Genomic DNA, 19,664 nt, shown 5'->3' with positions numbered 1-19,664 from the left:
GTTACCGAACATGAAAAAGGCCCGCATCGCTGTGATGCGGGCCTTTTTGTTTTTGGGTGGTTTTGACCGCTTAGCTTGGCGGCAAATAACGCCGCCAGGGCTGATCTTCAAACGGTGCCAAAAGGACATGGCGGGCCTTTTGCCAGCCAACCCCAAAGGCCATGACAAGGCCACCGATGATAAAGCAGACCAGCACAATCGTCACAGACGGGTCGATGGAAACGCCTTCGAACCCCGATTGCAGCAGATACCCCACATAGATCAGCGAACTGATGATTGGCGATCGGCGATCCACCACCAGCGAAAACAGCATGGCAATCACAATGACCGGAACCATCACCCATGCCGATGCCTCAAACGCCACGGCAACTGAATGGATGGTCATCGGTGCGCCCATGACATAAAGCCAGAACGCACATTCGGCCCAGCCATTGATGCGCTGCGGATCGCGGCTGTCGACAAAGACACCAAGTGCAAGCAACAGCAAACCGGTCGCGGTAATCAGATAATTCAGATAGTCGGCAATCGCGGGGCCGATGATGGCGGTAAGTGCCGCCCAGGCCACACCAAGGATGCCCGCCGCAATCAGGGCAAAGGATACCGGCAACCGGTAACGCAGGAAAAAGCCGACCTGAAACGCAAAGCCGATCACCATCACCAGGACCGCGATATTGGCAGATTCCTGACCGAACTCGATGATGCTTTCAAGGGTCGAAAGGCCGGTGCCCGAACTGTAAAACGGCATGAACAGGGCCAGCGCATACAGCATGATGGTCGCGCCAAGGGACGCCATGATCGCAATCGAGGGCAGGGTGGCCTTAAGCTTTCCGGCGATATATTCGGCCAGCGCGACATAACCTGCAATCGCCAAAATCGGCGCAACCCAGAAGGCCGGGCTTTCGGTCAGCATGCCCCACAGGATGAACCAGCCGATGCTCAGTGCGACCACGCCAAGGGCGATGAAGATGTCATTCATGCCGCGAAACAGGGTGAATTTCTCGGTTTCGGGGGCTTCATGCGATTGCGCAATCAGGAATGCTTCAAGGCGTGTAAAAGATTCTTCGCTGATGACACCGGCCGATATGGCATTTCGGATGTCGGCCAATGTGAATTGACGATTTTTCACATGGTTTGTCACACGGTTGTTCACATGGTTGTTCACTGGGGCTCCGGTTCTTTTGGGTTGGGTATTTGATCGTGTCAGACAGGACTGTGATACACGGCAATGACCCCGGGTTCAATTTTACCAGTAAATCGATCAAATTTGTCCGGGCTATGGCGCATATCGTTCAATAAGCATTATGCGCTTTTATGATAGCTCCGTCTTCGCCACCACGAAGGAGTAAAAAATGGGTCTCTGGCAGAAATGCATGATCGCCGTTGCCTGTAACAAGCCGTTGCGGCGCGCCGGTGAGGCACTCGGACGCAAGACCGGTCTTGCCGACCAGTTCGTCAGCGCGGCCGATATCAACGGTCATGTCGCACGCGCCGGTGAATTGCGCGCACAGGGCATCGGTCTTTCAAGTTTTTATCTTGGCGAATATGTCACGGATATCGCGCAGGTTCGCGAAACTGCCGCGCAACTGGGCACGCTGGTGCCGGCCCTTGATGCGGCGGGCGGGGATGTTCACATCTCGATTGATCCGTCCCAGCTTGGTTACATGCAGGGCCAGGACATTCTTGATCAGAATGTTGATATGCTTGCGGATTTGATCCGGGCCGCAGCATGTGCAGCGGGCGAAGCAGGGGCCCGCGGACCATTCGATTGATGATCGATATGGAAGATTTCGACATGATCGACGATACGCTGGCACTTCATCACCGGCTTTGTGATGCCGGGGTGCCGGTTGCCCAGACATTGCAGGCGCGCCTGTTTCGAACCGAAACCGATCTTGATGGCATGATCGCCCGCGGGGCGATGGTGCGACTGGTCAAAGGTGCGATGGCCCCGCCCGATACGGTGGCCTTTACCAAACGCCCGGACATTGATGCCAACTACCTGAAGCTGGCGGGCAAGATGTTGTCAGTTGATGCACACCAAAACGGCTTCTTCCCGGTTTTCGGAACCCATCACCGGGATCTTGCGATGCGTATCGGGGCGCTAGCCGATCAGAATGGCTGGTCCCGCGACGGGTTTGAATTTGAAATGCTTTATGGCGTCAATCAGCCCTTGCAGCGTGAATTGCGTGATGCCGGATATCGATTACGGCTTTATGCGCCGTTCGGGCATGACTGGTGGGCCTATGCCTGGCGTCGGGTTGGGGAAAATCCACGCAATCTTGGTTTGTTGCTGCAATCTGGTCTAAAGCGCTAATTCTCGAATGTTTTTAAATGCCGTCAGAAACGTCTGGCGGCATTTTTCGTGACGGCTTGCGCATTCCGGAGCCGCAAAACCATCACCCATTCGTTGACATGAGTTTGCGACTCACATATTAAGTTAGTTAACTTACTTATTTAGGGAAGTCACGGCTATGGCCACCAAACTCAGTTCCGAAGAAAAACGTCAAAAGCTTGCGCGTGCGGCGATGAATGTGATCTGGCGCGACGGATATCACGCCGCCACCATTCAGGCGGTCGCGGACGAGGCCGGGTTGCCTGCGGGCGGGGTGTTTTATCGTTTTCCCAAGAAACATGATCTTGCACAGGCCGCCCTTGAAACCATGGAAGGCGAATTCACGCCGCTTTTGGCAAGCATTGCGCCGAATGGCACCGTGCGTGAACGGTTGCGGATTTTCTTTGATTATCTTGATGCCATGACCCCGCGCCGGGTCAGTCACGGCTGTCCGCTGGCGCGCTTGATGCTTGATCTGCCCGATGATGCGGCCTTTGATCCGGCTCGTCAGACCGGGCAGGCGGTGTTTAATGGTCTGATCACCTGGATTGCCGGGCAGTTGGAAATTGTTGGGTTGCCAGCAGATCGCGCCAAATCCGAAGGACGCCGGATCGTCATGCGCTGGCAAGGGGCGATTGTTCTGGCTCATTCGATGAATGATCGCGCCATTCTTGATGACGAAATCAATGATCTGCGCCAGACCGCCAATCGCCTGATTGACGGGGCATAGGCGATGATGCGCGTTCTGACGACCGATCTTGGCCGGGATTCAAAGGCCGCCCTGATCATGCGCTTTGCCATTTTGGGCCTGCGCGACAAGTTTTATAGCCTGCGCCAGATGGTCGGGGCTGGATTGCCCGATCATGCGGTTCTTGATCATCTGGGTGTCCCCGATAGCCCAATCGCCCGCGAAGCAACCGAGTGGGCGGCCACCCTGCAACCCGAATTCGTGCAGTATCACGGGCTTCGCAGCTTTGCCTTTGGCGTGGCGCTGGGCAAATATCACAATGTCCGCTTTGATCGCGAGATGCTTTATATCGCAAGCATCTTGCATGATATCTCGCTTGGATCGGCGCAATGCGATGGTCCGCGATCATTCGAGGTCGAGGCCGCAAGTTGCGCCCATGGTTGGCTTTGTGATCAAAGCTATGACCGCGACAAGGCCGATATCATCCACGAGGCGATGGCGCTTCATTCCGCGGTTTGTCACACCGGTCCGCGTGATCCGGAAGGGTTGCTTTTGCATCTTGGGGCCGGGGTTGATGTGGTCGGCATGCAGATCATGAATGTCCATCCCGCTGTGCGTGCCAAAATCCTGCGCGATTACCCGCGGACAGGCTTTGTACGTGATTTTGGCAAACTGGTTGCCGATCAGGCGGATCGCAAACCGCAATGCCATATTGCCGGTCTTGTGGGTGTCGGGTTTGGCAAGGCACTTGCAGCGAACGGGCTTGATCGTTCCTGCTAGGTCGCCAGAATTCGTCAAATTCCGGATGCGCCTACCATCATTTTGGCAATTTATGATGGTGTAATTCCTGTCCTGAAACGTCATAGTTAATGGAAAGGGCCGTTTGCATAAGGCCGCAACAGGACAAAGGATACGGGTAATGACACAGATGAAACTTGTCATCGCAGGCGTGATGGTCTTGATGCTTTCGGCATGTGCGGCAAGTGGCCCGCGCATCTATACCGATGTCGATCCGGGCGCTGATTTCAGTCAGTTCTATACCTTCGCCTTTATCGAAGACGCCGGGAAGGATACCGAGGCCCAATATAAAACCCTTTCGGGGCAACGGATTGAAGATGCAATCAGCACCGCGCTTGAAGCACGCGGCTATCGCGTTGATATCCACAATCCTGACATTCTGATCAATTTCCACCTGAAGACCGAGGAAAAAACGCGGACCTCGCCGCCGGTCTATATGGGCGGATATTACGGATATCGTAACGGCATGTATGTCGGCTGGCCGGGCTATGTCGAACCGGGCTATGTTGACAGCTACACCGAAGGTACGCTGACGGTCGATATGGTCAACCGTGCAACCAGTCAAATGGTCTGGGAAGGCACCGCAGTCGCACGTGTTACCAGCGCGCTCCGCGAAGCCCCGAACGAAACCATCCGTTCCGCCGTGGCGTCAATCTTTGCACAATATCCCTATGTCGCGGGAAGCGGCGTTGCTGTTCCGCCGGTGCAGTAGGTCGGTCGATCAGGAAATTTTACGACATAAAAAAGGGCCGGAAAATCCGGCCCTTTTGATGTTTGTCGATGGTCTCGATCAATCTTCGCTGGCAGCCGTAAAGGCCATGTAAAGCTCCTGGGCGCGGCGGGTGATCGGGCCGGGTTGCAGGTTGCGGTCGTCCAGTTTGACGCAAGGCGCGACCTTGTAATAGTTGCCGGTACCAAAGATTTCGTCGGCGGCTTCGAGTTCTTCGTATTTGCAGGTTTTCTCGACAACCTCGACGCCGTTTTCACGCAAAAGGGCGATCACGCGCTGACGGGTCAGGCCGTTCAGGAAGGTGCCGTTGATGGCCGGGGTGTAAACCGTGCTGTCCTTGGCAAAGAACAGGTTGGCATAGGAAAACTCGGCAACATTGCCAATCGGATCAAGCATCACGCCGGTGTCAAAACCGGCATCGGTTGCCTCGGTCACCGCACGGCCAACGTTCGGATACAGGCAGGCGGCCTTTGCCTCGGTCGGTGCGCTTTCAGGCGACGGGCGGCGGAAGCTTGATTTGCGGGCGGTAAAGCCGGTTTCAATGGCATCGGGAATGTCGGAAACGGAAATGCACAGAACGAATTGCGCACTGTCGGGGTTCGGGGCCAGGAAGCCTTCGCCACCATAAACAATCGGCTTGATATAAAGGGCCAATGCCGGATCGAATTTCTGAACGCCTTCTTTGACAAGGGCGATGATTTCTTCGGTGGTGATGGTCGGGCGAAGACCCATCAACTGTGCCGAACGCAGCACGCGGGCGCAGTGCGGATACAGATCGGGCATCTTGCCATTCATACGGCGCGCGCCGTCAAACACGGTCGATGCCATCCACACGCCGTGGGTTTGCGGCCCCATGATGTTCGGGTTGCCCTCGTACCATTCGCCATTATACCAGGTCCAGGTGGTGGGGGTGCTATCGGTGGCGGCGTGGCCCATTCTTGTGCTCCTGAATGTCGTCTAGAAAGTCTTCATCGGTGGGTGCTGCCTTTGGGGCAAGGCACAGAAAATTTGTGACCGGCAGAATAGGGGCTTTGGGCCGGGCGGGTCAAAGAAAACGTCGTCTGTGGCGGGATGCTTTCCTTAAATGTAACCGATATATGAAAGATGCAATCTGTGCACACGTGTGCGTTGGTGGTGGCAAAAGGTTGTGCTATGTGTGGAAAGTTCATTTCAAAGGGATAGGGCCGCAACGCCATGGGCGATCAGCGTGCAAAGGATGGCAAAAACACCGCATCAGATGCGCGGACAAAGCCCGATGCAACGATGTCAGGGGCCGATGCCATGTCATCGCATGTGGTGACATCGGCCGATGTTGCACATGCCGCCGGGGTGTCGCGGTCGACCGTATCGCGCTGTATGGCGGGCGATCCCCGAATTTCCGAAGCAACCCGCGAACGAGTGCAATCCATCGCCGCCGAGCTTGGCTATCACGTCAATAAAATTGCCAGTTCGATGAACCGGCGCAAAAGCGATCTGATCGGTCTGGTGACATCGGGGCTTTCCGATCCGTTCCGGATCGAGTTCCTTGATTGCCTGATTGGCGAGATTCAGCAATCAGGTTACAGGCCGCTGGTAATTGATGTATCGGACCCGGCGCAGATGGGGCGCTCGATGCTTAATCTGTTGCAATATCAGGTGGCGGGCGTTGTAGTGACATCGGGCAGTCCTTCGCCGGAAATCGGAACCCATTACTTGCGTCGCAATGTGCCGGTGGTTCTGGTGAACCGTGCCGGACGCCTTGAAGGGGCGGATGTTATCAATTGCGATAATGTTCTTGGCGGGCAACTGGCAGCAGATTACTTCCTGGCAGCGGGCAAGAAGCGCCTTGCGTTTCTTAATGTGCGCGGCGGCACCTATAGCGGCAATGTCCGTGGCGAAAGCTTTGTCTCGCGCCTTGCCCCGCATTTGGCAAGCGGGCAAATCAGTTTCAGGACGCTGGTCTGTGACAGTGCCGATTATGACGGCGGGTTTGCCGCCGGCCTTAAATATCTGGTTGAACGCGAAAATGCCCCGGATGCGGTTTTCTGTGCCAAGGATCATATCGCCCTTGGTTTGCTTGATGCCGCCCGGTTTGAGCTGGGGTTAAAAGTCCCCGATGATGTATCGGTGATCGGGTTTGACGATATCGTTGCGGCCCGGCAGGGGGCCTATCAGTTAACGACGGTGCGCCAAAGTCCGCAATCCCTTGCCAGAATGACTGTGGATCGGTTGCATCGCCGGATTGGCGGTGAAAGTCTGGGCGATGAACGACTGATTTTGCCGGTCGATCTGGTGGTCCGTAAAACCGCCTGAGGCATCCTTTTTTCAGAAAATCCAAGATGATCTGATGTGACTCGCTGTAAAACCGGCGGGTTTGTGCGCACGTGTGCATCATGTTCGTCGGAATTTCCGCGTGACTGGTGATGTGGGCAGCAGGAGGTTTTGGTGTGCGAGTTCTAAAATATTTCTTTTTATTTTAAATAGTTGATCGTATTCCGCAGAACATTCATTCTAGGAAATAGAATTTTTTTGTCATTTTTTCCAATCTGTGGTTCAATCATTCCAACATGTGATGCACGAATTCGTTGTGCACACGTGTGCATTCAACGAAATGCAAACGGGAGGAAACCCAAATGACGTTTAAAAATGCACTTTTTGCTGGTGTGGCCGTTGCCGGACTGGCTGTTACCATGGCGATGCCTGCCAATGCAGCGGGCCGTTTGAATGTACTTTGCTCGGCCGATAATGAATGGTGCGAGATGATGGAAAACGCGTTCGAGCTTGAACACGACATTGATGTGTCGATGGTTCGCAAAAGCTCGGGCGAGGCCTATGCCCAGGTCCGCGCCGAGGGCGCCAATCCGAAACTTGATATCTGGTGGGGCGGCACCGGTGATCCGCATCTTCAGGCCGCTGCCGAAGGGTTGACCGAACCCTATACCTCGCCGCAGATGGGGGACTTGCAGGATTGGGCCGTGCGTCAGCACAAAAATGCGGGCGGTCGCACGGTTGGCATTTATGCCGGCGCGCTTGGCATTGGCTATAACAATGATCTTCTGAAGGAAAAAGGTCTTCCGGCGCCGAAATGCTGGAAGGATCTGGCCGACCCTGTTTACAAGGGCGAAATTCAGATCGCCAACCCGAATTCATCGGGCACGTCCTATACGACGCTGGCAACCTTTGTTCAGCTGTTTGGCGAAGAAGAGGCGTTTGACCTTCTCAAAGCCATGCACAAGAACGTCAACCAGTACACCAAATCCGGTTCCGCCCCGATCAAGGCAGCGGCGGTTGGTGAGACCACCATCGGTATCACCTTCATGCATGACATGATCGCCCAGATCAAACAGGGTGCGAATGTCACGGTGGTGTCACCGTGCGAAGGTACGGGTTACGAGGTCGGCTCCATGAGCATCATCAAAGGTGCCCGTAACCTTGATAACGCTAAAATCTGGGCCGAATTCGCCCTTAACCCGCGTTTCCAGTCGATTGCCGAAGACGCCCACAGCTATCAGGTGCCGTCCAATACCAAGTCGCGGGTTCCTGATGGGGCGCCGCGTCTTCAGGACCTGAAACTGATCGATTACGACTTCGCCAAATATGGGGATGCGGAAACCCGTCGTGCGCTTCTGTCGCGCTGGGATAACGAAGTGAAAAATGCGCCGCAATAAGCGGCCCTGTCACTTTTTCATCTCCTGAATATCAGGACAGTCCCGTCTGTTTGGTGCGGGCGGGACTGCCATACTTGAATTTCCGCACGCGGGAGAAATTTGGTGAACCGAATGCTTTGGTTCTGGCTGGCTGTCGGCTGGATCGGATTTGTCATATTACCCTGGTATCAGCAGGAATACGGCTTTTGGACACTGGAATGGTTGTTTGACGGCTATCCCACTTATGTCGATTACGCCCCTGCGATCCTTCAGGGCACATTACTTGAAAAATTCTGGCTTTTGCCTGTGGGGCTTTTCCTTGCCGGGCCATTATTGTTGGCCAGACAGGGGCGCGGACATCCGAAATACGCCCAAATCCTGATCATCAGTGGCCTTGGTGGTCTGATCTGGCTGGTCGGGCAGGGCTTTGCCATCGGTATATCGGGATGGAGTGCCGGTTGGCTCGAAGCTCTGTTCGGGCCGCTTGATGTCCACCAATACGGGCTTGGTTATGGTGCGCTTCTGGTGGCGGCAAGCTATCTGGTGATTTTATGCACCGGCCTTGCCGCAGCGGGGGCGATGCGCGGTGATGTCTTTGTGACATCGGCGATTGGTACTGTGATCGCGCTTGTGGCGCTGTTTGTATTCTTCCCGGTTGCCCGCATTCTGACCGGCGCCTTTGTTGATTATGACGGAACACTTTCGGGGGCGGCATTTGCCCGCAATTTCCTTGATGGCAGTGTCTGGGGGCTGGGCTGTTTTGCCGGGGGCGTTTGCGGGGTTGCCTGGAATACGGCGTTTCTTGCCATCATGACGGCGATTTCGACGACCTTGCTGGGCCTTGCCTTTGCGCTGGTCGTGACCCGCACCGGGTTCCGATACAAGAAATCCCTGCGGGTTCTGACCATTCTTCCGATCATCACACCGCCATTCGTTATCGGATTGGCACTTATCCTTCTTTTTGGCAGATCGGGCGCTGTTACGCAGTTTGTCTCTGATCTCCTCGGGGTGGAGGCAGGGCGTTGGCTTTATGGCCTCCCTGGAATTTGGCTGGCACAAACCCTGTCCTTCACCCCGATTTCTTTTCTGGTGTTGATCGGTGTTGTCGAAGGCGTCAGCCCGTCGATGGAAGAAGCGTCGCAAACCTTGCGCGCCGGGCGGTGGAAAACCTTTATGCTGGTGTCGCTTCCGCTGATGCGGCCGGGGTTGGCCAATGCGTTCTTGCTGTCCTTTATCGAAAGCATGGCGGATTTCGGCAACCCGATGGTTCTGGGCGGCAATTACGAGGTCCTGTCGACCGAGATCTTCTTTGCGATTGTCGGTGCGCAAAATGATGCCGGGCGGGCGGCGGTTCTGGCACTTGTTCTGTTGTTCTTTACCCTGTCGGCCTTTGCCGCACAGCGTTTCTGGCTGGGTCGGAAATCCTATGCGACGGTGTCGGGCAAAGCCGATAGTGGCGCGCATGTCGGGCTTAATCCCGGATTGCGCCGGGTTGTTTATGGCACGGCCATTCCGTGGGGCATTTTCACGGTGGTTGTCTATGGCATGATTTTCTATGGCAGTTTTGTCAAACGCTGGGGCTTTGATAACACCCTGACACTCGACAATTATGTCGATGCGTTCGGCATTGGCTGGAGCGATCATGGCATCGTCTGGGCCGGGGCCGCCTGGGACAGTTTCTGGACGACGCTTAATATCTCGGCGATTTCCGCCCCGCTGACCGCGGCGGTGGGTTTGACCACGGCCTATCTGCTGGTGCGTCAGAATTTCCGGGGCAAAAGTGCCTTTGAATTTGGCACGATGTTAAGCTTTGCCATTCCCGGCACGGTGATCGGTGTCAGCTACATTCTGGCCTTTAACGTGCCACCGTTCGAATTGACCGGCACGGGTGTCATTCTGGTGATCTGCTTTATCTTCCGCAATATGCCCGTGGGCGTGCGCGGCGGGATCGCCGCGATGAGCCAGCTTGACCGCAGTCTTGATGAAGCATCCCTGACGCTTGGGGCCAACAGCTTTACGACATTCCGCCGGGTGATCTTGCCACTGCTTCGTCCGGCGATTGTTGCGGCCCTTGTTTACAGCTTTGTGCGCGCCATTACGTCGGTCAGCGCGGTGATCTTCCTGGTCAGTGCGGATCACAATATGGCGACATCCTATATCATCGGACTTGTCGAAAACGGACGCTATGGCGTGGCGATTGCCTATTGCTGTGTCCTTATTCTGGTGATGTTGACGGCGATCATGGTGGTGCAGGGCGCGATTGGCAAACGGCGGTTGCGCCGTGAAGACCGCGTTGAAAACACCCGTCCTACCGGCACAGAAAATCTGAAAGAGAAGCACTCATGAAACTTAAAACACGTGCAGGTTCGGTCGTGTTTGACAATGTCACCAAGACCTATGGCAAGGGGGCAGTGACCGCGATTGACAATGTCTCCTTTACCATTCAGCCCGGCGAGCTGGTCACGCTTTTGGGGCCAAGCGGCTGTGGCAAGACCACGACCTTGCGCATGATTGCGGGCCTTGAGCACGCGACCAGGGGCAAAATCCTGATCGGGGGCAAGGACGTTACCCAACTGCCGGCGACCGATCGCGATGTCAGCATGGTGTTTCAGTCCTATGCACTGTTCCCGCATATGACCGTGCTTGAAAACGTTGCCTATGGCCTGACGGTTACCGGCGTTGCCAAACACGAAGCCCGCGAAAAGGCCGAAGAAGGTTTGCGTCTGGTCGGGCTGGAGGGATATGGCCCGCGTTTGCCATCCGAACTTTCGGGCGGGCAGCAGCAACGTGTTGCCGTGGCGCGCGCGCTTGTTCTGGAACCCGAAGTCCTGTTGCTGGACGAGCCGCTTTCAAACCTTGATGCCAAATTGCGCCGTCAGGTCAGAACCGAAATCCGCGAATTGCAGCAAAAGCTTGGCTTGACCGCGGTCTATGTCACCCATGATCAGGAAGAGGCCCTTGCGGTTTCTGACCGGATCATTGTGATGAACCGCGCCGTGATTGCCCAGCAGGGCACCCCGCGCGAGCTTTATGAAAAACCGGCATCGGCCTTTATTGCCGACTTTATTGGGGATGCAAATCTGGTTGATGGCACAGTTATCGGGATAGACGGGGACATGGCGCGCATTGATATCGGCGGCCTGAATGTGAACTTGCAACATCGCGGGCAATCGCCCGGTCCGGTGCAGGTGGCAGTACGCCCCGATGCGATCCGCTTGGTACAGGGCGAAACTGCCAGCGATCAGTCTTCGTTAAAAGGTCACATTCTTCATGCTGCATATCTTGGTAATCACATGCAGTACTCCATCGCATCAGAGCTTGGCGAACTGTTTGTGATCGACGGGCATATAGATGCACCAAGGGCAATTGGTGACGAAGTCCGGCTTGGTTTTGCGGATCGCGGACTTGCCGTTGTTGCCATCGATCAATGATCAAAAAGACAGAAAAAAGGTAGGGATACCGTGACTACAGCAAACACCAATATCGATATTGATGCCCGCTTTGACTATGCCCGTGATGTCATCCGCGATGCCGGTGAACGGGCGATGGCCTATTACGATGGGACGGCAGGCGATCTTAAGATCGAGATCAAGGACAACCCCCTTGATATGGTCAGCATCGCCGACAAAAATGTCGAGGCAATCATTCGCGATCGTATCCGCGATGCTTTTCCCGAGGACGGTTTCCTTGGTGAAGAAATGGGCATCGAAAAGGGTGCAAACGAATGCCTTTGGGTGATTGATCCGATTGATGGCACGGCGTGTTTCGTCAACCAGATGCCGACATGGTGCATTTCGGTTGCCCTGATGGTCGGCAATGAAGTCGTCATTGGCCTGATCTATCACCCGTGCGGCAAGGAACTGTTTGCCGCACAGGCGGGCAAAGGTGCGTCGGTCAATGGCGAACCGATCAAAACCACGGATGTTGCATCGGTCGGCGAAGGTGTGATGGGAATTGGCATGTCGCATCGGGTGAAAAGCGACACGATCACGCCGGTCATCGGCGGTCTTCTGGATCGCGAGGGGATGTTTATCCGCAACGGATCATGCGCCCTGATGATGGCATATGCATCGGCCGGGCGGTTGATCGGCTATTACGAGCCGCACATCAATCCGTGGGACTGCATGGCGGGGATTCTTTTGACCCGTGAAGCAGGCGGCTGGACCAATGATTACCTTGCGATCCCCAATGTGCTTGAAGAAGGCGGACCGATCCTGTCGGCCGGGGCGCATGTCGCCAACGAACTTTGCGAGATTATCGGACTGAAACGCTAAATTCCTTCAATCACGCTGAATATGCTTTGGTTATCCGCCCGTCTTGGACAGTGCTTCAAGGCGGGCGGAAAGCATTCTGGCATTCAGTTTTGACAGTTCATTATTGATCGCTCGGATATCAAGGGGTTTGGTGCAATGGGCATCAAAACCGGCATCCTTGAATGCCGCCAGATTGTCGTTGGAAATATCGGCCGTCAGGGCAAGAACCGGCATGGTCGCCTTGATCGGATCATCAAGGGCACGGATTTGCCGGGTGGCTTCGATCCCGTCGAGAACCGGCATATGAACATCCATCAGAACCGCGTCGAAATCCTGTGCCGACAGGATATCAAGCGCATCCTGACCATTGGCGGCAGGGGTGATTGTATGGCCCTGCTGTTCAAGAAGTTTCTGCGCAAGGATGCGGTTGATTTCAATATCTTCGACCAGCAACAGGTTCCAGCCAACCACGCGTTCCTTATCCTGCCTGTCTTCCGCCATGTCACTTGCATCGGCTTGATTAAGTTCGGTTGCGGCTTGTTCAGAGCTGCGCGGCAAGGTCAGTTCGAACCAGAATGTGCTGCCTTTGCCGGGAATACTTTCAACCTGAATGAGGCCGCCCATGGTTTGAACCATGCGCTGACAGATCGCAAGGCCAAGTCCGGTGCCGCCATAGCGCCGCGAGATCGAAGTATCGACCTGTGCAAAGGCTTCGAAGATGGTTTCAAGCTTATCCTTGGGAATGCCGATGCCTTCATCGCGAACAGAAATGCGAAACGCCATATTGTCGTCGGTGACAGAGATTGGTGTTGCACTGACGTTGACATTGCCAAACTTGGTGAATTTGATGGCGTTGGAAACAAGATTGGTCAGGACCTGTTTGAAACGGACAGGATCACCCACCACCCAGCGCGGCATGTCTTGCGGGATTTCAAAATGAAGCTGGTTGTCCTGCGCACGTGCGGGTACCAGCATCATTGACGTGACCTCTTCGCAAATCTGGTGGAGGTCGAAAGGCACTTCTTCAAGGATCAGGCGCCCGGCTTCGATCTTGGAAATATCAAGAACATCACCGATCAGCGACAGGACATGACGCCCGGCACTGCGGATCGTCGATAGATAACTGCGCAATGTCTCGACCGAGAAGTCTTTATCCAGACTGTCACTGGCAAGCTGGGTATAGCCAAGGATCGAGGTCATCGGGGATCGGAATTCGTGGCTCATATGGGCGATGAATTCGGACTTTGCCCGGTCGGCCTGTTGGGCCTGGTTCATGGCCCGTTCGGCGGCTTCGCTGGCGTTTTCGAGTTCCTTGGTGCGCTTTGCGACAAGTTCGACAACATATTTTTCGGTACGGTTAAGCGAGCGCAAGTAAATCAGCAACAACGTACTGACCATGCTGCCAAAGACAAAGATCGCCCAAGGTTGCCAGTAATTGAGCGACGCAAACCCGGCATGGGATGGATGCAGGACAATGGTCCAGTCACGATAACCGAAGGTGAAATTCGATACATTCGGATTGAAGGGCGACGCCATTTCCGACTTGATATGTTCGATGGCATAGCTGGCTATGCGGTTCGAATAGATCAGTTTGTCGGCATTTTCCGATTTCAGGTCTGCCAGATGAATTTCAAAATCAAGTGGAACGCGGGCAACACGGGCAGCGCGACTGATCATGTCCGTCAGGCGCAGAACTCCGACGGCAACACCAAGCGGTGGTCCGCCGGGATTGCGGCGGTTTTCAACCCCCAGATAGGCAAGGGATGTCACAACAGCGGAGTTGGACTGCACCAGCTTGATCGGTTCGGTCAGTGTGACATTGCCGGTGTGAAGGGCGGTTTCAAGTGCACGTCTGCGGGTTGGTTCGCTTGACAGGTCAAAGCCGACAGCGGCTTCGTTACCTGATCGCGGAAAAACGTAAAATACCGGGAAGTAACTGTCGCGCTGGGCCGCAGTTCGAAATTTGCCATCGACCAGTTCGCGAATGACGAAGTTTTCAACACCGCGCAGGGGCGCGTTTTCTTCGATCAGGGCGCGTGCCCGGCGTTCAATAAACGGGGCCCATTCAAGGGCGGCAACACCGGGGCGGCGGCTGACCCAGGGGGCGATCATGGCATCAAATGTATTGGCCGACACACTGCCATGCACATCAAACAGGGTTTTGACGGCAACCAGCGCATCCGTCGCCCGGCCCAGTTCTTCGCGCAGTGATGCCTCGAATGCCAGCCGGTATTGTTCGGTTGAAACCCGGTTTGCGGCGTCTAGCTGACTATAGGTGTACCAGGCGGCAAGTCCCGACACGCCAAACCCGATGATCCCAATAACGATGGAAAGTGTGCGGCGCATACGGTGGACTTCGTCTGAAAGCCGCCCGTCACGTGCGCGTGTGGTGACAATGGCAATCCGTTCCATGCCGCCGGCCAGAAACAGCGTGCCAACGGAAATGGCGATCACATACCCATAAAGGTCACGCAAACCGGTATTGATGCCCGCTGCCCCGAATGTTTTGTTTCCAAGGGCGGCAAACACGATGATGTTGGCAACAATCAACGCATTGATTAAAACCGCGCCCAAAAGGCCAAACCGGATGGCCCCCCAAATCACACAGGGCAGGGATACAAAGATAAACAGGAATTCGGGGCGTGAAATCAGCGGTGTGGTCTGCACCGTCGAGGATATGACAATGGTGGCAAGGCAAATGATGACTAGCTCGCCATATTGATTGAGCGGGCGACGTGATATGCGCCATTTAAGCAGCCGCATGACCAACGGCCCGACAACCAGCGCCCCGACCAGATCGCCCAGGAACCAGCCCTGCCAGATTTCGACAAATTTGGCAAAATTGCCAATCACCACAAGACTAAGCGTGGTTGTTCCTGCCAAGGCCGAAAGTGCGGGGCTGCACACCGCCCCCACGCCAAGAAATATCAGTAGATCACGGGTGCGACCAAAGGGGTAATTTCCGCAGAAATGCCGTATCAACAGGGCGGGGCCAACTGCCGCGGCCGTATTGCCCGCCGCAATCATAAAGGCGGCAAGAATGGACGGTGAAGTGGCAAGGTTAACCGCCAGCGCACCAATAAAAACAGCGGGAAAATAATGCCATCCCCAGACAATAAGGGTGGCAATGGCGATACCCGACGGGGCCCAGACAAGGGTTACACTGCTGCCATAGAATGGCAGTTGCAGGCCTGCATATCCGGTCAGAAAATAGCCAAGTGCAATCACCAAGGCGCGCAGAATGTATTGGCGTTGCCGCTCCAACCGATTTTCCCTTTCCCCTGATCAGACACATCGGTGTGTCTTTTGCTTTAATGTAGGGATAGGTGCCAGGAATTTGAATACAACATTTGCGTAATCGCCCGAGAATTTAACACCATGAAATACCCCGGTTGTGCAGACGCATCTTTATGCATTGACCGGCCGAGAATTGGCTTATTGACTGCACCACAAAACACGGGCAACCCAGTCGATCTGATCGGCAGGGATAAAGCGGTCTTCATAGGCCGGGTTGAACGATTTCAGTTCAACGCCAAGGGCACCGCGCCGGATCAGTTCCTTGGCCAAAACTTCGCCTTCGACGGTTTTGACAACCACCCGGTCATGCGGGCGGATATTTGATGCCGGGCTGACAATGATCAGATCACCGTCGCGAAAAACCGGGGCCATGGATTCCCCTGAAATACGAAGGCCATAGGCGGTCGGATCATGCAGGGCCGGGAAGGTGATATCTTCCCACGATCCGCCAACCGGATAACCGGCATCGTCAAAAAAGCCCTGATTACCCGCCTGGGCAAAGCCGATCACCGGAATGCGTCCGGCCCCATTGCCATCGACCAGTTCGGAAAATTCGCGGAAACTGACATCGGTCACCGACAGCACCTTGGAAATGCTTTCGGTCGATGGCCAGCGCGCCTTGCCCTGCGACGTGGTGCGTTTGGACCGGTTGAATGTCGTCGGGTCAAGCTGTGCCAGACGGGCAAGACCGGACGGTGTCAAACCGTGGTCTTTGGCGATCTGGTCAAGGGCGGCCCATATTTGCTGATGTCGGATCATGGATCATCCTAACAGCCATACGGGACGCCGTCGAAGGAATTTATTCCTTATTTATGGGCTTATTTCGCGGTGGCGGGCAGGTTCGTGATGTTGTCAAACAGGGCCGGTTTGCCCATCTGGCCGCCCTTAAGCAACATCGGCAAGCCATCAAGACTGCCATTGCTGGCATGGGCGCGGATCACCGGTGCACCTGCATCGAAATCGGCAACATAGGAAAGGCTGTCAATGCCAAGGGCCTGAACCGCAAGGCTTGATGTATCGCCCCCTGCAATCAAAAGAAAACCAAGGGCAACCGACCGGCTGATTTCAGCGATGAAACAGGCGCTGGCCTGTGCCAGATCGTGGCTGACAATCGTGTGATTGCGGTCATCAGACAGCGACACCAGAAGGTTTTTGCCACTGTGCAGAACATCAAGACATTCGGTCTGCAACTGTTTAAGCGCGACCGGATCAAGCAGGTCCGATGGTGACACCCGGTATTTGACGTAGTTTTGGGCGCTCACGACCTGTTCGGCGGTCAGGGGCGAACGGCTTCCGGCAAAGGCAAATACCGGGCCTGCCCGACGGCTGGCCTTGGCCACACCATCCGATGCCGGGGTAAAGGACGGGAAAAGTGCCTGTGCGACACTGCTTGCGCCAACGCACAGGATCGTTGTCGATTTGGCGATGTCCTGAAGGGCTTCGCCAATCGTCAAAAGATCATTTTCATCGGTGGCATCAAACAGGGTTTCGGTTTCGCCATTGGCGATCCGGCGTTTGATTTCGGCAATCAGGGCCACGCGCCCCTGACGAATGATGGTGAAATCAATCAGGCCTACATTCGGCCAGCCCTGACCCGCAAGGTGACGGGGCAGGTCGGCCTCGTTCATCGGGGTGACGGGATGATGGGCCATGACCGGATGGCGGTCAATGCGATGGATTTGGCCTGCACCGACACCGGCAAAAAGATTGCCCATGAAACAGAACCGGCGGAGAGACGGTTGACCCCCAATGATGGCCTTCCAGGTCGCACCGACCGATTGCGCGTAACGATCCGCGACGGCGGCGATATTGCCGGTTTGCGGGCCGCTATCGAATGTCGAGCAGATTTTGAAATGATAGATGCCACACTTGGCTTTTGCCAACTGATCGGCAAGTTCGCCGATGGTGGCAACGCCGTCTTCGACCCCCATAGCACGAAGCGACGTTGCAACACCAAAGGCATCGAGGCTGCTGGACCCGTGACCAACTTCGTCTTTGTGTTCCGACATAACCGGAGCATTCAAATACAGGCGTGCAGAAAGTCCTGCACGGGCCAGAGTGGCCAGCGTATCGGATGCTCCGGTGAAGTCATCCGCACAAAAAACGAGTTTGGTCATCGTCAGCCTCGTGCCCCATAGAATGCCAGAGCTTCTGACAGGGCTGGGTTGGTTTTGGCATGTTGTTCCAGGCTTACACCGGCTTCGCAGGCTTCCCATGCCTGACGCAGGCTGGTGATGCCAGCTGCCGGACCGGACGGATGGGCAAGAATGCCGCCACCTGCCAGGAACATGAAGTCCGCCGATCCAACCGCCCCGTATGTGGCCGGAACGGTGCCAGCCCACTGACCCGACGAGAAGACCGGAAGAACGCGGTCTTCGTCCCCGTTGCCAGCGGCAAGCGGCTGTGCACAAAGCTGGGCCGAGGATGCGACTTCGCTGTCCTCGTCACAGAATTTGCCGCCCATGCCATGCACATGCATGTGATCCATACCGGCCAGACGATACAGCGTCTGATAGGCCGGATAGGCCATGCCGATCATCGGGTGACGCGACAGTGCCCCAAATCCGTTGCGATGACCGTGAAGGACAAGGCCGGTGGACTTGCGCAGGGACTGAAGGGCCGAAAGACCGGTCCAGTTCATGCTGACCATGGCACACGATCCGCCTTCCTTTTCAATCAGGTCGGCGTGACGGCGCATCGCATCGGTTTCATCGGTGATGTTAAAGGCAATCATCACATCGCGACCGGTACGGTCACGGTAACGACGCACCTGATCCATCACCGCAGGAATGCGTTCTGCAAGCGGGGCAGATGCCGGGTTGGCGCAAACTTCATCATCCTTGATGAAATCCACACCGGCTTCGCACAGCTGACCGACCAGATTGGCGATGTCTTCGCTGCGCAGGCCGACATTCGGCTTTATGATGGTGCCAAAGAACGGGCGACCATGCACATTCATGCGATCACGCGTGCCCTTGGTTCCGGCAACCGGATAATCATAAAGATCGCGATAGGCCTTGGGCACCGTGACATCAATCAGCTTAAGGCCGGTGATTTCACCAAGATCATAGAGATTGCCCGAAACCGTTGCCGCGAGTGTCGCAAGGTTCTGGCCAATATTGCCGGTCGGGAACCCGATACGGATTTCGGCACGACGATACGGGCCAGTGATCCCGCGTTCTGCCAAATAGGCGCTATGCAGGCTGGGGTGATTGACCGAGGCCAATTCACGCACTTCAAGCACGCGGGCCGAACAACGTTCGCGCAACTCGTCGGTTTCACCTGCTACACGCACGAATGTACCGCTGCTTTGTTCGCCTGCCATAATGGTGGCGATCTTTTCGGGGTCCATCGGCGTTTCAATGAGATAGCGGGCTTCGATCAGGTCCATGGCTCAGATTTCCGAAAGCGACGGGAAAGGACGGATCGGATCAGAACCATCCCAGTCAATGGAGGCTTCGTAGATCGATTTGAACAGACGGCCTTTCGGGCCGACAACTTCGGACAGTTCGATCACGGTACCCGGATGCATTTCCTTGTCGAAATAGACAAAGCGACCGTTGTCACCGACCTTGCCGCTCATTTTGACTTTGAAGCCCTTGCTTTCCATCAGAGCAAGGTCAGCATCAAAATTCTCGGTCCAGTATGCGACATGCTGCAAGCCGACATTTCCGGCCTGGGTAAAGTCGCGATACATCGACGGTGCGTCATTGCGGGTCTGGATCAGTTCGACCTGAACGTAACCGGAATTGGCAAGTGCGACCGAGTTGTGAACGTCATAGGATTGACCGTCATAACGGTAATCTTCGATCGGCACGCGCGGGTTATAATACCAGGGGCCGACACCCATGGTCGTGGACCAGTATTCCATGGCCTCTTCGATATCGGGCACGACATAACCGAGCTGGCGAATTTCACCAAGAAATCTGCTCATGTTTCC

17 protein-coding genes are annotated in these 19,664 nt (G+C 55.4%); 10 read left to right on the top strand and 7 right to left on the bottom strand.

The annotated features are described in order from the left end of the window. Window positions 1-70: 70 nt before the first annotated feature. The gene (locus TH19_RS07355) at window positions 71-1,126 is read right to left on the bottom strand and encodes a hypothetical protein (RefSeq protein ID WP_147250727.1); all 1,056 of its coding nucleotides are present in this window, start codon (window positions 1,124-1,126) and stop codon (window positions 71-73) included. A 223-nt stretch (window positions 1,127-1,349) separates the two neighbouring features. Between TH19_RS07355 and TH19_RS07350 the strand changes: the two genes are divergently transcribed. From TH19_RS07350 to TH19_RS07330, 5 genes are all read left to right on the top strand, one after another. Then, window positions 1,350-1,769 (top strand): hypothetical protein, encoded by a 420-nt coding sequence (locus TH19_RS07350; protein WP_114101699.1) that lies wholly within the window; start codon window positions 1,350-1,352, stop codon window positions 1,767-1,769. After that, window positions 1,769-2,314, top strand: a complete 546-nt coding sequence (locus TH19_RS07345) for a proline dehydrogenase family protein (protein WP_181846347.1) — start codon at window positions 1,769-1,771, stop codon at window positions 2,312-2,314. Before TH19_RS07350 ends, TH19_RS07345 begins: the two co-directional genes overlap by 1 nt. Before the next feature lie 157 nt (window positions 2,315-2,471). After that, entirely contained in the window at window positions 2,472-3,062 is a 591-nt protein-coding gene (locus TH19_RS07340; protein ID WP_114101697.1) for a TetR/AcrR family transcriptional regulator, read from the top strand. 3 nt (window positions 3,063-3,065) lie between these two features. Continuing rightward, complete coding sequence (locus tag TH19_RS07335; protein WP_114101696.1) at window positions 3,066-3,800, top strand: HD domain-containing protein; 735 nt, start codon at window positions 3,066-3,068, stop codon at window positions 3,798-3,800. 139 nt (window positions 3,801-3,939) lie between these two features. After that, window positions 3,940-4,530, top strand: a complete 591-nt coding sequence (locus tag TH19_RS07330) for a DUF4136 domain-containing protein (protein WP_114101695.1) — start codon at window positions 3,940-3,942, stop codon at window positions 4,528-4,530. 78 nt (window positions 4,531-4,608) lie between these two features. Here the strand turns inward: TH19_RS07330 and TH19_RS07325 are convergent, their stop codons facing one another. Next, window positions 4,609-5,484, bottom strand: a complete 876-nt coding sequence (locus tag TH19_RS07325; RefSeq protein ID WP_114101694.1) for a branched-chain amino acid aminotransferase — start codon at window positions 5,482-5,484, stop codon at window positions 4,609-4,611. A gap of 258 nt (window positions 5,485-5,742) precedes the next feature. Between TH19_RS07325 and TH19_RS07320 the strand changes: the two genes are divergently transcribed. The 5 genes from TH19_RS07320 (at window position 5,743) to TH19_RS07300 (ending at window position 12,448) form a co-directional block, all read left to right on the top strand. Beyond that, window positions 5,743-6,840, top strand: coding sequence for a LacI family DNA-binding transcriptional regulator (locus tag TH19_RS07320; protein ID WP_114101693.1), 1,098 nt, complete (start codon window positions 5,743-5,745; stop codon window positions 6,838-6,840). Window positions 6,841-7,160: 320 nt separating this feature from the next. Next, window positions 7,161-8,195: an ABC transporter substrate-binding protein gene (locus tag TH19_RS07315; protein ID WP_114101692.1), complete on the top strand. Its 1,035-nt coding sequence runs from the start codon at window positions 7,161-7,163 to the stop codon at window positions 8,193-8,195. Window positions 8,196-8,306: 111 nt separating this feature from the next. Further along, on the top strand, window positions 8,307-10,520 hold the full coding sequence (locus TH19_RS07310) for an ABC transporter permease (protein ID WP_114101691.1): 2,214 nt from the start codon (window positions 8,307-8,309) through the stop codon (window positions 10,518-10,520). Further along, entirely contained in the window at window positions 10,517-11,605 is a 1,089-nt protein-coding gene (locus tag TH19_RS07305) for an ABC transporter ATP-binding protein (protein ID WP_114101690.1), read from the top strand. The genes TH19_RS07310 and TH19_RS07305 overlap by 4 nt, the downstream gene beginning before the upstream one ends. Window positions 11,606-11,635: 30 nt before the next feature. Next, window positions 11,636-12,448 (top strand): inositol monophosphatase family protein, encoded by an 813-nt coding sequence (locus tag TH19_RS07300; protein ID WP_258547858.1) that lies wholly within the window; start codon window positions 11,636-11,638, stop codon window positions 12,446-12,448. Window positions 12,449-12,478: 30 nt separating this feature from the next. Here the strand turns inward: TH19_RS07300 and TH19_RS07295 are convergent, their stop codons facing one another. From TH19_RS07295 to TH19_RS07275, 5 genes are all read right to left on the bottom strand, one after another. Then, a complete protein-coding gene (locus TH19_RS07295; RefSeq protein ID WP_114101689.1) occupies window positions 12,479-15,691 on the bottom strand; it encodes a CHASE domain-containing protein in 3,213 nt (1,070 codons plus the stop codon). Window positions 15,692-15,862: 171 nt separating this feature from the next. Further along, complete coding sequence (locus TH19_RS07290; RefSeq protein ID WP_114101688.1) at window positions 15,863-16,483, bottom strand: LexA family transcriptional regulator; 621 nt, start codon at window positions 16,481-16,483, stop codon at window positions 15,863-15,865. Window positions 16,484-16,542: 59 nt separating this feature from the next. Next, the gene (locus TH19_RS07285) at window positions 16,543-17,841 is read right to left on the bottom strand and encodes a four-carbon acid sugar kinase family protein (RefSeq protein WP_181846346.1); all 1,299 of its coding nucleotides are present in this window, start codon (window positions 17,839-17,841) and stop codon (window positions 16,543-16,545) included. Between the two features lie 2 nt (window positions 17,842-17,843). Further along, window positions 17,844-19,115 (bottom strand): ribulose-bisphosphate carboxylase large subunit family protein, encoded by a 1,272-nt coding sequence (locus TH19_RS07280; protein WP_114101686.1) that lies wholly within the window; start codon window positions 19,113-19,115, stop codon window positions 17,844-17,846. 3 nt (window positions 19,116-19,118) lie between these two features. Next, on the bottom strand, window positions 19,119-19,658 hold the full coding sequence (locus TH19_RS07275) for a VOC family protein (RefSeq protein ID WP_114101685.1): 540 nt from the start codon (window positions 19,656-19,658) through the stop codon (window positions 19,119-19,121). Window positions 19,659-19,664: the final 6 nt, after the last annotated feature.

It is taken from the genome of Thalassospira profundimaris (genome assembly GCF_003326675.1).
GTDB classification, from domain to species: Bacteria; Pseudomonadota; Alphaproteobacteria; order Rhodospirillales; family Thalassospiraceae; genus Thalassospira; species Thalassospira aquimaris.
This window is presented reverse-complemented; position numbering and strand designations above follow the sequence as displayed.